16 protein-coding genes are annotated in these 14,840 nt (G+C 48.1%); 9 read left to right on the top strand and 7 right to left on the bottom strand.

Annotated elements, in window-relative coordinates; translation table 11 throughout:
- Positions 1 to 44: 44 nt before the first annotated feature.
- Together QFZ51_RS18790 and QFZ51_RS18795 are read right to left on the bottom strand one after the other, a co-directional pair.
- Entirely contained in the window at positions 45 to 821 is a 777-nt protein-coding gene (locus QFZ51_RS18790; RefSeq protein ID WP_429047963.1) for a porin family protein, read from the bottom strand.
- Positions 822 to 848: 27 nt separating this feature from the next.
- A complete protein-coding gene (locus tag QFZ51_RS18795; RefSeq protein ID WP_429047965.1) occupies positions 849 to 1,904 on the bottom strand; it encodes a PCMD domain-containing protein in 1,056 nt (351 codons plus the stop codon).
- A 53-nt stretch (positions 1,905 to 1,957) separates the two neighbouring features.
- Between QFZ51_RS18795 and QFZ51_RS18800 the strand changes: the two genes are divergently transcribed.
- From QFZ51_RS18800 to QFZ51_RS18810, 3 genes are all read left to right on the top strand, one after another.
- Positions 1,958 to 2,473 carry an FUSC family protein gene (locus QFZ51_RS18800; protein ID WP_429047967.1) on the top strand — a complete coding sequence of 172 codons (516 nt, stop codon included), beginning with the start codon at positions 1,958 to 1,960 and terminating at the stop codon, positions 2,471 to 2,473.
- A 58-nt stretch (positions 2,474 to 2,531) separates the two neighbouring features.
- Complete coding sequence (locus QFZ51_RS18805; protein ID WP_429047969.1) at positions 2,532 to 3,365, top strand: phosphatase PAP2 family protein; 834 nt, start codon at positions 2,532 to 2,534, stop codon at positions 3,363 to 3,365.
- Between the two features lie 439 nt (positions 3,366 to 3,804).
- On the top strand, positions 3,805 to 4,326 hold the full coding sequence (locus tag QFZ51_RS18810; protein WP_429047971.1) for a hypothetical protein: 522 nt from the start codon (positions 3,805 to 3,807) through the stop codon (positions 4,324 to 4,326).
- Here the strand turns inward: QFZ51_RS18810 and QFZ51_RS18815 are convergent.
- Positions 4,315 to 4,959, bottom strand: a complete 645-nt coding sequence (locus tag QFZ51_RS18815; protein WP_429047973.1) for a phosphatase PAP2 family protein — start codon at positions 4,957 to 4,959, stop codon at positions 4,315 to 4,317. The genes QFZ51_RS18810 and QFZ51_RS18815 overlap by 12 nt on opposite strands.
- A gap of 4 nt (positions 4,960 to 4,963) precedes the next feature.
- On the bottom strand, positions 4,964 to 5,410 hold the full coding sequence (locus tag QFZ51_RS18820) for a DinB family protein (protein ID WP_429047975.1): 447 nt from the start codon (positions 5,408 to 5,410) through the stop codon (positions 4,964 to 4,966).
- 105 nt (positions 5,411 to 5,515) lie between these two features.
- On the opposite strand from QFZ51_RS18820, the gene QFZ51_RS18825 reads away from it, so the two are divergent.
- Entirely contained in the window at positions 5,516 to 6,346 is an 831-nt protein-coding gene (locus QFZ51_RS18825) for an ion transporter (RefSeq protein WP_429047976.1), read from the top strand.
- 1 nt (position 6,347) lies between these two features.
- On the opposite strand, the gene QFZ51_RS18830 is transcribed toward QFZ51_RS18825, so the two are convergent.
- Entirely contained in the window at positions 6,348 to 6,671 is a 324-nt protein-coding gene (locus QFZ51_RS18830; RefSeq protein WP_429047978.1) for a hypothetical protein, read from the bottom strand.
- A 133-nt stretch (positions 6,672 to 6,804) separates the two neighbouring features.
- Between QFZ51_RS18830 and pncB the strand changes: the two genes are divergently transcribed.
- Positions 6,805 to 7,971, top strand: a complete 1,167-nt coding sequence (gene pncB / locus QFZ51_RS18835; protein WP_429047979.1) for a nicotinate phosphoribosyltransferase — start codon at positions 6,805 to 6,807, stop codon at positions 7,969 to 7,971.
- A 64-nt stretch (positions 7,972 to 8,035) separates the two neighbouring features.
- On the opposite strand, the gene ypfJ is transcribed toward pncB, so the two are convergent.
- Positions 8,036 to 8,899, bottom strand: a complete 864-nt coding sequence (gene ypfJ / locus QFZ51_RS18840) for a KPN_02809 family neutral zinc metallopeptidase (RefSeq protein ID WP_370913082.1) — start codon at positions 8,897 to 8,899, stop codon at positions 8,036 to 8,038.
- A gap of 222 nt (positions 8,900 to 9,121) precedes the next feature.
- On the opposite strand from ypfJ, the gene QFZ51_RS18845 reads away from it, so the two are divergent.
- From QFZ51_RS18845 to QFZ51_RS18860, 4 genes are read left to right on the top strand one after another with little or no spacing between them, the layout of a single operon-like run.
- The gene (locus QFZ51_RS18845; RefSeq protein ID WP_429047982.1) at positions 9,122 to 10,060 is read left to right on the top strand and encodes an NADP-dependent oxidoreductase; all 939 of its coding nucleotides are present in this window, start codon (positions 9,122 to 9,124) and stop codon (positions 10,058 to 10,060) included.
- 8 nt (positions 10,061 to 10,068) lie between these two features.
- Positions 10,069 to 10,896, top strand: coding sequence for a formate dehydrogenase accessory sulfurtransferase FdhD (fdhD, locus tag QFZ51_RS18850; protein WP_429047984.1), 828 nt, complete (start codon positions 10,069 to 10,071; stop codon positions 10,894 to 10,896).
- A 10-nt stretch (positions 10,897 to 10,906) separates the two neighbouring features.
- Entirely contained in the window at positions 10,907 to 13,201 is a 2,295-nt protein-coding gene (locus QFZ51_RS18855; protein ID WP_429047985.1) for an FdhF/YdeP family oxidoreductase, read from the top strand.
- A 3-nt stretch (positions 13,202 to 13,204) separates the two neighbouring features.
- On the top strand, positions 13,205 to 13,756 hold the full coding sequence (locus QFZ51_RS18860) for a putative glycolipid-binding domain-containing protein (RefSeq protein ID WP_429047986.1): 552 nt from the start codon (positions 13,205 to 13,207) through the stop codon (positions 13,754 to 13,756).
- On the opposite strand, the gene QFZ51_RS18865 is transcribed toward QFZ51_RS18860, so the two are convergent.
- Positions 13,746 to 14,813, bottom strand: a complete 1,068-nt coding sequence (locus tag QFZ51_RS18865; RefSeq protein WP_429047987.1) for an NAD(P)H-dependent flavin oxidoreductase — start codon at positions 14,811 to 14,813, stop codon at positions 13,746 to 13,748. The genes QFZ51_RS18860 and QFZ51_RS18865 overlap by 11 nt on opposite strands.
- Between the last annotated feature and the right edge of the window lie 27 nt (positions 14,814 to 14,840).

A 14,840-nucleotide genomic window follows, 5' to 3' on the forward strand; every position in this document is an offset into this window, starting at 1 on the left:
CAGTGCTCAAGACAACCTTTGCATCGCCGAAGGCGGTCGCGGTTTTATATTTTATACGTTACGCCTAAGGTCATGTAGATGTTGTACAAGGGGAAATCCATTCCTTTAAAATCGTCCGGGAATATCGGCCGCAATCCCCAGTTGAGGTTGCCGTTGATGCTGAGTTTTTTACCTACGCGATAAGCAGCGCCGCCTTGTAACCCCGCATCAAATGAACGGACTTCCGTGCCAAAATCGAAGGTGGCTTCTGTGATGTTTACTTTCTCTCCTAATGATCCGCCATTGCGGATATAGCCGTCAGAAACATTACCATGGAAATTGGCGCTGAACAACCAGGCCACATAACCGCCCATGTTAAAACGCCACCTATCATTGGGAGTATATACTACGCTGATGGGAAAGAACACATATGCATTACGTACCGTGGTCTCGTTTTTACCGGTAAAATCTCCTTCAAATCGGCCACCATCGCTGGTGGTAATGATAGTAGGAAAATACTGCACTTCATCTTTGGTAAACATTCCTTTATAATCCAGTTTCACCGCTACTGCAGCGCCCCATTTTTTTGTTTTGCGGTACGACAGCTCATAGCCCAGCGAAGGAGAGAATTCAGGCCGGTAGGTTTCGATTTTACGGATGGTGTTGGGTAAGCCTACGGGGGCCGTGCCCCCAAAGTTAAACCCCGCAAGGATGCGATGTTCAAGTACCGGTTTAAAGTGGTGCGTATTCGTTTGCCCGTACCCGTTATCCTGTGCAAATAACGGCGAGGCGGTGGCGAGCATGCCTAATATCAGTACTGGTATTCTTATATTTATCATCATGGGTAATCTTTTGTTTATACTGCCCGGTTACTTTATCACTTCCAGGCTATCGAGTACCAGCCTGCTACCAATAGCGCCTTTATAGGTATCACCATCTTTGCTGGAAGACGCTACAATTGCCATCATCATTTTCTCCGTTCCTGTATATGGCTGTACGGTTTTAAACGGGATATCAAATCGTGTCCATGTGCTGTGAGGACCGCCATCCGGTATACTGGCGGTGGCTACTATCCTGTCTGATGTGTGGATGTTGGTGGCGTCCAGCCTGGTGGTTCCTTTGAACAGCACCGCGTATAAAGAACAACTGTCTTTCATGCCCGCAATAATATTCCCGGCTTTATCCTGGTATTGTTCTCCCGGCTGATATTTATAATAACCCACGAAACGCAGTGGCTTACCTGAATAGGGCTCCCCGAATTGTGTAGCCGTTAACGGCGCAGTCATGGCATTTCTCGAATCAAATACACCTACAAAAAGAGACCCTGCAAACAGCTTAATGCCTAACAAGGCGGACAAAGCCGTGCCTTTGCGGGTCACCAATTCAGCGGCAGACTTTCCGTGGTATGCATCGGAAGTGGCACGCAGCGGATATTCCATCGGGTCCTTCTTTACGCCGGATAAGGCTATGCCTGGGTTACCGGATGACCAGAACGTACTACTCCCATGTTCTTCTACATACTGGTATTTATCTTTATCCTGCAGCAGCCAGGTTTCGAAGTCCCATTTCCATATGCCCATCCCACCAAATTCAATCTTGTAGATCTTCTTATTTCCGTTAGCGGCAGTAACAACATACTCGCTTACCTGTGAAGAATCCAGGTGCAGTGAGTCGCCGGATGCCGGCAGTACCGTAGCTCCCGCTGAAGTGGTAATCGTGGGGGTTACACCGCTCTTAAACGCAGCAGGTGTAAGGTTCAGCATGATCTTTTTGTTTGCCTGATCAATAAAAATATCTGCAGTGAGATATTTCTTTTCTATGATAAATGTTTCAATATCTGCCTCCGGGTTAATGGGTGCGTCTTTAATGCAGGCGTGTAACAAAATAGTCAGCGTGGCCAGATAACATAGTTTCCTTATTTTCATGCCGTTATTTGGTTAAATCACTAGAACAACTTCCAACTGCCAAAAGTTCAATCATGATTGACAAAATAAGAATCAGGCGAACATTCATCTACGCAGCCAAATGCGTCACCGGCGTGCTGGTGGTGCTTGGTTTGTCGTGGTTAGTCAATTACAACGACATCATCTGGGTGCTGATTTCTGTGATGCTGGTACTGTCTCCTGACGGATCAGACGCTGTAACGTTAGCGGTTACACGCATTAAGGCAAATGTGGTAGGTGGTATATCGGGGTTCCTGTTGATATTAGTGCATCCGAATATATTGATGATGATGTGTGCTGCCGTATTTGTTACGGTAGTAATCTGCAACCTGCTAAATCTTGAAGCAGCTACCCGTACGGCGCTGGCGGCCACTATTATTGTGATGACCCATGAGGCGGGTGAACATGTGTGGGATACTGCCGTGGCAAGAGTATTGTCTGTATTGGCCGGTTGCCTGCTTGGGCTGCTGATTACTTTCATCTTCCATAACCGTTATACCAAACAAACCGCTGAAATGATCCTTCCCAAACCCGACCGGGGCGGGGAATAAGATGATACAGAATTACTTCAGAATCGGCTCCTATTTTTGATGTAACAAGGAGTGACGCATGAAGAAAATGATATTATCGACAGGTTTGGCGTTGGGCGCCCTCACCTGCTCTTATGGTGCTGATGCACAGGAAACAGATTCCCTGCCTGCCGGAAATGATTCCATCCGTTTTACCTATCCTGTACAAAAGAGCCAGCTGCCTGCCTGGCAAACAAAACAATTTCATACCACTATTGCGGGTGTTGCTGTTCCGGTGGCAATGATCAGCTACGGGGTGTTTGCGCTTAATAATCCAACGCTGAGGGACCTGAACTCCACTACCAAAGCGGAAATCAAAGAAGATCACCCTCAATTCCGCACGCATATTGACAACTACCTTCAGTATGCTCCCGTTGCTGCAGTTTATATCCTGAATGCCGCCGGCATCCAGGGAAAACACAACCTGCGCGACCGCTCCATCATCCTGGGAATATCCGCCGTAATTACCGCTGGTACCGTGGAAATTGTAAAAAATCGTACCCATGAAGAGCGGCCGGATCACTCCGACTATCTTTCTTTCCCCTCGGGTCATACAGCTACAGCTTTCGCTGCTGCAGAATTTCTCCGGCAGGAATACAAAGACGTATCCCCCTGGTATGGCGTGGCGGGCTATTTAGCTGCTACCACCACCGGCGCTTTGAGGATGTATAATAATAAACACTGGCTCAGTGATGTGGTAGCCGGCGCGGGTATAGGCATACTGGGCACCAAAGCTGCATATTGGATGTATCCCTGGATTCAGCGGCAGCTCTTTAAAGATCCGGCGCACCCGGCGACTAAAATGATCATGCCTTACTATAACCCGCAATTTCACAGTGCCGGTCTTAGCTTTATCTTCTTCCCCGCTAAGTAACATGATAAGTAAATAGTAAGTCATAACGCCTATAGGGCGCTATGACGCTGCATCCATCCCGGATGTAAAAAATACATATATTAAAATATTAATTGGAGTGTTAACTAAAGAATACATGGGGGTTAACCCCTAAAGCTGACCTGGTTACAAACACCTGTTTTTTGGCAATACGGTAAAGTTGCAGGTTTATCCTGAGAAATTTTGTGATTTAATTGTTAACGTGCAAAAAAAATGTTCATTTTTGCAAAAGTACCTGTGGAAACCCATCGATCTGTGTAAAAATATCATGCTTTCATTAACATAGAATTTACATTTACCTGTGCAAGACCGCTTATTTTAGCATTATCAATATGATAAAATAAAAGCCCCGTGACCTGCAAGCGACTCAAAATAAGACTGATGCCCTGTTTAATAATCCCCTCCTCAAAAGCTGTTAATTATGTACGTTCCGGTAATCATTTTCTTTTTTTTCCTGTTGTGGTACATTCATTTCCGTACCCAAAGCTTCCGCGGCGCGGCCTTCAAGGAAAAGAGGCCAAAGCCTGTCGCAGGTGAAGATGCCATCCATGCCGTCAGGATAGTAGGCGTTTCCAATAGTGTATTCAGCGTATCCAAATACCTCCGCAGCGTGAAGAACCTGTCGGACAGCCGGTTTATGACTGTGGCAATTGACCAGGTGATCACTACCACTATGGGTACCACGCACCAGGCCCGCCTCATTGAAAATCTTGCTCCCGGAGAGGAACGGCGGCTGGGACATACGGATCATGTCAGGGATGGTAAGCACCAGATTTACATCGGGTATGAAATACTGTGGGCACGGTACACCCCTGCCCCTGTGTGGCACAAAGAAAAAAATACTGATACCACATCTCCCGCAAAATTATATAATGAAATGCTCAGGCAGCACCAGGACTCGCTGATACAGGAAATGGAAGACAAAAAAGATTTATTGTCCTGACAGTTGTGCTGTTTTGCCCCTGAAGATGCTTAACCATACCATAGAAAAGAAAACGCCCAGCGTAGCGCCGGCGGTCACATCTTCCAGGAAATGCTGGCTCATATACATCCGGGAATATCCCACCAGCATGGCCAGCGCCAGGTATAACAGCGACCAGTACTTATTCTTTGCATAATAGGAAAGCACGGTGGCAGCAGTGAATGCACATACGCTGTGTCCTGAAGGAAAGCTTCTGAAATTATCAAGTACCGATACGCCTGGTACAAAATAAATTTCCTGTAAACGGCTGGCAAAATAACGGTGAGGGCGGGGAAAGCCAATCAATGCTTTCAGTGTAAAACTGATAGCGGCGGTAAACAGGTACGCGGTGGCCAGCATAACGCCTGCCCGCCTATTAATGACCAGCAGCAATAATGAAATGAGAACCGCTGCGGCAACGCTTCCCAGCTCTGTTATCCGGGGAAATAGGAAGTCGCCCGCCGGCGTATGCAGTTTATTAATGAAAAAATAAGCATCCTGGCGACTTACTACCAGCCGCATTACCAGCACAGTAATGACTAACAAGACAAATGGCCATACCAGCCATTTCAGTTGCTGGTATACTTTAATGAAATTATTCAGGAAGGCATTCATGGGATCACGACTGGGTTAATCGGCGGTGATAATTTATTTGTCCGAGATGATAATTAAGATGTGTACTCAGATGTACGAGGAAATGGCCGGTAGACATCGTTCCTGAAAAAACCTTTTCCGGATATGTTTTTTCAAGATCTTCTGCTGTTAAACCTGCTATAACGGTAAGGATTACACGACGCGTGGAACTGATCAGCACCAGCAGATCTTCCGTGGGTACGTTCCTGTCGCTGAACTCCAGGTCCCTGTTGCGGACATAGCCCGTCTTACCCAATACCGCGCCTATATAATGCTGCAGGTTACCACAGAGATGCAGACAAAGATTCCCGGCGGGATTTGTTATACCGGGAGGAACCTGCCAGATGCCGGCAGCTGTTTCATATGCGGCAATCTCCTCCTCGAGTTTGCTGAGATCCCGCTCAAATAAATTTATTAAAATTCCGGTTAGCATATGTTAAAGATAGGAAAAGCCGTTAATCATCTTTTGATATTATTATAAAAGTTTTCACTAAACATAAACTAACCTGCTTTTGTTTTAAGTACATAACTCAACAGGATGACTAACGATAGCAGGCGCGAACTTACTCCCTTCCAGGAGAAATGGCATAACATTATTTTTGAGGCGAGCACACCGGCCGGCCGGGCGTTCGATATTATCCTCCTTGTTGCTATTCTGATCAGTGTTGTTATTGTAATGATGGAAAGCGTGGCGCCTTTGCAGGAGAAATTCGGACACCTGTTTCATATATTGGAATGGGTATTCACTATTATTTTCACGCTGGAATATCTCTTCCGGGTTTGGTGCAGTTACCGTCCGAAGGCATATATTACGAGCTTCTACGGGCTTGTTGACCTGCTCTGCATCCTGCCTACCTATGTGGAAGCTTTTTATGGTGGTGCGCACTTCCTGCTCACCATCCGGATACTACGGCTCATGCGGATCTTCAGGATATTTAAACTGGTCCCCTTCCTGAACGAAAGCAAACAACTGTCGCTGGCGCTACAACAAAGCCAGCGTAAAATATTTGTTTTCCTCTTTTTTATTGGATTGTTGACCGTTGTATTAGGCGCTATTATGTATGTGATAGAGTCTGACCATAATTCAGGGTTCACCAGCATACCGGTAAGTGTGTACTGGGCGGTGGTTACGCTCACCACGGTGGGGTACGGGGACATTGCGCCTGTAACGCCAATGGGGCAAGCGTTTTCAGCGCTCATCATGATAATGGGTTATGCAATTATAGCAGTACCTACAGGGATAGTGACGGTGGAGATGAGCAGGATACGCAGTCGCGATGATGTAGATCGCAGAGTTTGTCCGCATTGCATGCGTGAAGGACACGATGCCAATGCGGACTTCTGCAAATACTGCGGTAATAAACTCTGAATTATTTTACACTGAATAAAGGCTGTACGTCTATCATTGCTTTCTGGTAAGCAGCATCAAAAAGTTCCCATTTACCGGAAATGCCGATGCGTATATTGCGGCCATCTATCAGGTCGAACTCGGCAATTCTTTTGTTAAAGCCCTGTTTACCTCTTCTGAAATCTGTTATATCAGATAACGGAAATTCCAGGGTAATTTTTTTACGGGAAAGCAACCAACCAATGACACCAAATAACAAAATCATCACCATTGGTTTGGCTTCAAGAACAATTCTCTCGTTTGTAATATACAGTGTACCTTGTTTTGCATTGAACCTGGTCTTCATGTACACTGCATCAATTTTGAATAATATGGTTTCTTGTGGGTTAAGGGGCCATTTAACTTTAATCTGCTTCATGGTAAGTGAGAATATGATTAAATGCAAAAATATAATTTTATTGTGAATCTAAACGCCAAATATGATCCTTACTTCGCTTCTTGATAACGATTTCTATAAATTTACCATGCAGCATGGCGTTGTCAAATTATTCCCGAAGGCCCGTGCCCGTTATACGTTCATTAACCGGGGACAGCATGCCTTTCCGCCGGGCTTTGCCGAAGCCCTCCGTGAAGCGGTGAATAACATGCAGCAACTGCAGCTTACCCCTGAGGAAAAGGATTACCTGGCTGTTACCTGTCCTTACCTCGACCCCACCTACCTTGATTTCCTGCAGGGCTACCGTTATGATCCGGCCGAAATTCATATTGCACAACAGGGCGAACACCTGGAAGTACATGCCGATGGCTACTGGTACCGCACTATCCTTTGGGAAGTGCCGCTGATGTCGCTCATCTGCGAACTCTATTACCAACTTACCGGCCAGCAGCGGGTAGCCGATGAAGAAGTGATCCGCATTACCCGTGGGAAGATTGAAAAATATAAAGAGATGGATATCACCATCGCGGATTTTGGCACCCGGCGCCGGCATTCCCTCGCCGTTCATAAGCTGGTGGTGAAAACGCTGCGTGAATATGGAACAGGTTGTTTTATTGGCACCAGCAATGTACACCTGGCCATGCGTAACGGGGTAAAGCCTGTGGGCACCCACGCCCATGAATGGTTTATGTTTCATGCGGCCAAATACGGCTTTAAAATGGCCAACATGCTTGGATTGGAAAACTGGGTACAGGTATACCGCGGGGATCTGGGAATTGCGCTTTCAGATACCTACACCACTCCTGTTTTTTTTGAGCAGTTCGACAAGAAATTCGCCCGGCTGTTTGATGGGGTGCGGCACGACAGCGGCGATCCACTCTTGTTTGCAGACTGCACTATTGCGCATTATAAAGGTAAAAACGTGGATCCGCTCAGCAAAACCATCATTTTCTCAGATGGCCTCAATTATGAGAAAGTAGCGGATATAGCCGCTTACTGCCGGGGAAAGATCGGGATGTCGTTTGGCATTGGTACCAATTTTACCAACGACGTAGGGTTAACGGCCCTGAATATTGTAATAAAAATGTATGAAGCCCTGCCCGAAGATGCTACCCGGTGGTCGCCTGTAGTGAAGTTGTCTGATATAAACGGGAAATATACCGGTGATCCAAGGATGATCGAACTGGCAAAGGAAATGCTGAATATTTAACGATGCACCGTTTCCGGATTTGTGTACCTGCACCAGCAGTTACGCAAATCCGGAACCCCCTCGCCTACCAGTTACCCAGGCCGATGCCCGTGTCGCCGTCGGCCACATTCCCGGATTCAAAGCCTTTCTTAAACCAGAACATCCTTTGTTCGGACGTTCCGTGCGTAAAGGCATCCGGCACTACCTGGCCGGTGCTGGCCTGCTGCAGGCGGTCGTCGCCTACCGCGCTGGCGGCATTCAACCCGGATTCTATATCTCCCGGATCCAGGAAAGGTTTGATTTTATTGGCACGGTTAGCCCATACGCCCGCAAGGAAATCTGCCTGCAGCTCCAGCATCACCGATAATTTATTGTATTCTTTTTCGCTTAGCCGGGAACGCATGGATTGTAATTTATCGCTGATGCCCAACAGGTTCTGTACGTGATGCCCTACTTCATGTGCAATCACATAAGCCTTTGAGAAATCGCCCTTTACGCCAAATTGTTGCTCCAGTTCATTAAAGAAAGAAACGTCCAGGTATACTTTACGGTCGGCCGGGCAATAAAATGGGCCCATAGCTGATTCCGCAAAGCCGCAGCCGGAATTGGTACCTTTTTCAAAAGACACCATACCGGGTACTTCATAGGTTTTGTTGCGCTCCTGGAATCCCTGCTTCCATACCCTTTCGGTACTGCGGAGAACTTTAGAAGACATGACCTCAAAAGGACTTGCATTTTCCTTCGTAAGTTTTTCAGATGTTCCCGCCTGCTCCTGGCCTGGGGCTACCTGTTGAACAGCCTGCATTACCTGCTGCGGGTCCTGTTTAAAGATCAATGCCAGCACTATAATGACAAGGGTGCCAATGCCGCCGCCAACGCCGATCTTGCGCATGCCGCCACCGGACCGTTTCTCGACGTTTTCGCTCATTTCTTCATCATCAAGACGCATAGTAGATTTTAAATTTAAGGGGTGAAAATTCTTACCCGAATGTACATTTTTCATTGATAATTCCACTCTTTTCTCCCCGGGTAAACAAAAGCATTTTTTACCTGTTAAATAATCATTGCCATTCCTCACTTCTATAAACACCCGCGCATATGAAAATAAAGCAGATCCTGCTCGCCGCCAGACCAAAAGGATTACCTGTAGCCGGCAACTTTGAAATAGTAGATGCCATCTTACCGGAAACTCCAGGAAGATGAAGTAATGGTAAAACCACTGTACTTTTCTGTAGATCCGTATATGCGTGGCCGTATGAACGACGCCAGGTCCTATATTCCCCCGTTCCAGGTAGGCGAACCCATTGAAAGCGGCGGCGTGGCGGAAGTAACACACACCAAAAGCGCCCTGTTTAAAGCCGGTGATAAAGTAATGAGCAGCGGCCCCCGCCCCTTCCTGCCCTGGGCAACGGCGGCTATATTCCCCGCCGGGCACCTGCGTAAAATTGACGACAGCATCCCGCTTACTTATTATCTCGGTCTCCTTGGCGTGCCGGGGTTAACCGCCTACTTTGGCATGACAGATATCGGCAAGCCCAAACCCGGGGAAACCGTGGTGGTATCCGGCGCCGCCGGCGCTGTGGGCATCATTGTAGGACAAATTGCAAAAATAATGGGCTGCCGCGCGGTAGGTATTGCAGGCGGCGCTGAAAAGGTAAAACTGCTGACAGATACTTTTAATTTCGATGCCGCCATCGATTACAAAGGTAACACCAACATAGAAGCCGCAGTGGCGGCGGCCTGCCCCAACGGCGTGGATATTTATTTCGACAACGTAGGTGGCGATATTTCCGATGCGGTGATCAAACAGCTCAACTTCTTTGCCCGGGTGCCGCTATGCGGGCAGATTGCCTTATATAATTCCACAGAAGTGCCTATGGGCCCACGTATCCAGCCTATTATGGTAACCCGGAGCATTCTCATGCAGGGCTTCATTATCGGTAACTACGCCAGCAGGTTTGGCGAAGGCTTCAAACAGCTGTCCGAATGGGTGAAGGCAGGAAAAATAAAATATACCGAAACCGTGGAAGAAGGATTTGATCATCTGCCCGCAGCATTACTCGGATTATTTTCAGGAAGAAACAGCGGTAAGATGGTAGTGAAAGTGTAATTTTGAGTATGACAAATGCTGTTGTTCATACCCGCGTAAAAAAAGTAGCCGCCGGAAGTATTACAGATGCCTGTGATACACTCGCGACAGAAGATCCACTCGAAATAAGACTGGTGCATGGGCCTTCCCATAACCGCCGGCAACAGAATATTTCCGTTACCATGCGTACGCCCGGTGAAGATATGGAACTGGCTGCCGGCTTCCTCTTTACCGAAGGGGTGATCCGTGACCAGGCTGCTATCCAGGAAATTATTTTGTCGGAAGATAATAACGGCAGCGTTGCCACCGTTCACCTAAAACCGTCCATAGTGGCGCAACTTGGCGGTACCCAGCGGAATTTTGCCGCCACGGCCGCCTGTGGGGTATGTGGCAAAACGGATATAGCATCCATTCATACAGGCGTTTCCGTTAGTAATGGCACCCTTTGCCTCTCCGCCGGGAATTTATTCGGACTGCCCGCCATACTAAGAAATGAACAGGCGCTGTTTGCATCTACCGGCGGACTACATGCTGCTGCACTTTTCAACAGCAATATGGAATTACTCTTGCTGCGGGAAGATATCGGCCGCCACAATGCGGTGGATAAGCTTATTGGCGCAGCTCTTCAGCAACCATTAACGCCGCTGGACCAATGTGTCCTGCTGCTCAGCGGACGTGCAGGATTTGAACTGATACAGAAAGCCGCTATGGCGGGAATACCTGTTATTGCAGCCATAGGCGCACCTTCCAGCATGGCGGTAAAAATGGCCGTCGAATGGAATATCACACTGCTCGGCTTTCTGAAAGACCAACGTTTTAATATTTACAGCGGAGCAGAAAGAATTGACGTAATATAAATTCACCTTTATGGATAGTGCAGAAAACCCGGTGCGGTTCACCGGTATCAGACTGGGACCTCCCAAACAAGTAGCCGCAGGCATCCCTGCAGTAGTGTCCAGTATGCGGCACATCCTGGAGGAAATGAATGCCTTCCGCGGAATGAAAGCCCTGCTGGAGCTTAACCAGAAAGATGGATTCGACTGCCCGGGCTGCGCATGGCCTGATCCGGATGACGAAAGATCCGGCATCGCAGAATATTGCGAGAACGGCGCCAAAGCTGTTGCCGAAGAAGCTACTACCAAAAAGCTGCTGCCGGACTTCTTTGCACAGCACAGCATCGCGGAACTCGGTGAATTAACGGATTACGAAATAGGCAAAAAAGGAAGGATAGCCCAACCCATGTACCTCGCGCCCGGCGCCAAACATTATACACCCATCGCCTGGGCAGACGCCTACAAAATCATTGCCGGTCATCTTCATAAATTACCCTCACCGGATGAAGCTGTATTTTATACCTCGGGGAGAACCAGTAACGAAGCGGCTTTCCTGTACCAGTTGATGGTCCGGGAATACGGCACCAACAACCTCCCCGACTGTTCCAATATGTGCCACGAATCCAGTGGCGTAGCGCTGAGTGATGCAGTAGGGATAGGCAAAGGATCTGTTACCCTGGAAGATATACATGAGGCAGAAGTGCTTATTATACTGGGACAAAATCCCGGAACTAACCATCCGCGCATGCTCACGGCTTTACAAAAGGCAAAAGCCAGCGGCGCTACCATCATATCTGTAAACCCTTTACCCGAAACCGGCCTGCTGAATTTTCTGAATCCACAAACCGTTAAGGGAGTATTAAACATTAAAACACATCTCACGGACATTTTTCTGCAGGTAAAGATCAATGGAGATATGGCCCTGCTGAAAGCCTTGTCGCTGCTGCTGTTGCAGGAAGAAGAACGTATACCCGGCAGCGTATTTGACCAGGAATTTATAGCCGCAAACACCCTCGGCTACAATGGTTATATCGACCATCTGAAAACGCAGTCGCTCCCGCAACTGATCGCCGACAGCGGCGCAGCGCCGGAATTGATACACCAGGCCGCACAAGCTCTGTTCCATAAAAAGAAGATCATTGCCTGCTGGGCAATGGGACTTACCCAACATAAAAACGCAGTAGACACTATCCGCGAAGTGGTGAACCTCCTCCTGCTGAAAGGCAGTATCGGTAAACCAGGAGCAGGCACCTGCCCGGTACGCGGGCACAGCAACGTGCAGGGCGACCGGACCATGGGCATTTACGAGCAACCATCCGCCGCCTTCCTCGACAAAATTGGCGCTGTATATGGATTTCAGCCGCCAAGAGCACACGGCTATGATGTGGTGAATGCCATCAACGCCATGCACCGCGGAGATGCCAAAGTGTTTATGGCGATGGGCGGCAACTTTCTTTCGGCTACACCAGATACCCTGTATACCGCGCAGGCACTGCGTAACTGCGACCTTACCGTTCACGTATCTACGAAATTAAACCGCAGTCATGTTGTGCACGGCAAAGAAGCCCTGATACTGCCCTGTTTCGGTCGCAGCGATAAAGACCTCCAATACGGCGAGCAGCAATTTGTGACCTGCGAAAATTCTATGGGCGTCATTCAGATGTCCAAAGGCAACCTGCAACCGGTATCCACCCATCTGAAAAGTGAACCTGTTATTATCTGCGAACTGGCTATGGCCTTGCTGGGCGAAAAATCGCGCGTACCCTGGGCGGACTATACGCGACACTACGACCATATCCGCAACGATATAGAAAAAGTAATTCCGGGCTTCGATAATTACAATAAAAGGGTAAGACATCCGGGAGGATTCTACCTGCCCAACGGCGCACGCGACGGACAGTTCAATACCTACAGCGGCAAAGCTAATTTCAATATTGCAGAAGTACTCACCACGCCACTGGCCATCGACGAGTATATGATGATGACCATCCGCAGCCACGATCAGTTCAATACCACTATATACGGGCTGGACGACCGTTACCGTGGCGTATATCATGAGCGGCGCGTAATATTCATGCATCCTGCTGATATTGCTGCCGCCGGATTTCACCCGGGCGATGTGGTGGATCTCTATAATTATCACGGTGGTAAAGAGCGCGTAGCATATGGCTTCATTATTGTATCTTATCACATACCTGAAAAATGTACTGCTACCTATTTCCCGGAAACCAATGTGCTGGTGCCGGTAGACAGCGTAGCAGATAAGAGTAATACGCCAACATCAAAACTGGTGATCATTAAAATAAAATCATCGACTATAAAAAACTAACGCATGCAACCCATTATATGGCAGGCATTATTATGGCCGGCAACTGAATATTTTACATTGCAGGAAAATGGAACGGGGAGGCTCGCCACTGGTTGTATCAACGGAGTAAGGGATCAGCAACCATTTTGTATTCATTATAAAATAGAGATCACCGCATCCTGGCAGGTGTCTTCCTTTCACATTAAACAGGAAGGGCTTACGCCAACAGAGCTAAAGCTTACCTCCGACCTGCATGGGCATTGGTTTGATAAAGATAATAACCATATAGATGCATTTGATAACTGTATCGACATTGATATTTCGCTGACTCCTTTCACGAATACCCTGCCGGTGAAACGCCTGCAGTTTGAGTTGCAGGAAAGTAAACTGCTGGATATGCTGTATATCAACCTGCCGGAATTTGAATTGCAGAAAGTGCAGCAACGTTATACCCGCACAGGCCAGCAGGAATACCTGTATGATAATGTATCCACAGATTTTACAGCAGCATTACCGTTTGATGAAAACGATATTGTAACAGATTATCCCGGTATTTTCCAACGCATCACTTATTAAAGATCAAGGCTGTTTCACGGACCAGCTCTGCGAAAATATCTGCCGTGCTCCAGGCACGCGCCTTTCCGGCTGCCTGTCCGGCCCACATATTTACAAACGCAGGGTTATCCAGTTCCTTCGCTACTCTACGGATGGGCTGCGTTAACGCATCCTGGTAAGGATATTCATTAATGGGTAACCCGGATGCTTCTATTTCTGTGATCAATGTATTACGAACGCCCCTTGCCCAACGACCGGAGACTGCCCGCGTAAGTAGTGTATCCGTATCCGTTATATCGGCCAATGCGGCTTTATGTGCAGGTGTAGCAAGGCTTTCGTGGGCTCTGAGGAACAGGCTGCCCAATTGAACGCCAGCGGCGCCCAGCATTTTTGCAGCGGCTACTCCCCTGCCATCCATTATTCCGCCGGCTGCTATAACGGGCACGTGCACACGATCAGCAATCTGAGGCACCAGCGCGAATGTGCCCGTTTGCGGCAGGTTTCCCGGCAGGAAAGAGCCGCGGTGGCCGCCGGCTTCAATACCTTGTGCGATCACCACATCAGTGCCTGCCGAAGCGAGTATGGTCGCTTCTTCCACCGAGGTGGCCGTTCCCATCAGCAGCACATGATGCTCCTTCAGCAGCCTGAATCCGGCTTCATCAGGCATGCCAAATGTAAAGCTCACATGTTTTATGCCTGCTGCCAGGATAACGGGAAGCTGGTCCCTCCAGGAATAAAAAGGTACTTCATCGAAATTCACCGGTGCAGCGGCAAGCCTGTTGGCGCCATACAGGAATTGCAGGAACTCCTGCATATCATCAAATATTTTCCGGTCGTAATGCGCTGCAGGCTCATAAACAAAGAGGTTTACGGCAAACGGTTGTTGTGTTAATCCCTTTACCTCCCGGATCAGCGCTGTTATTTTTTCCGGAGGCAGCCCTCCTACCGGCAAGGAACCCATTCCGCCGCTGTTGCTCACAGCAGCTACCATGGCGGGTGTAGTGATCCCCAGCATGGGCGCCTGTATCAACGGATAAGTGATCCCCAGCATACGGGTGAGTTCATTCTTCCATTCCATGACACAAAGGTTTAGTACTATAAATTT

It is taken from the genome of Chitinophaga sp. W3I9 (genome assembly GCF_050434025.1).
Classification (GTDB): domain Bacteria; phylum Bacteroidota; class Bacteroidia; order Chitinophagales; family Chitinophagaceae; genus Chitinophaga.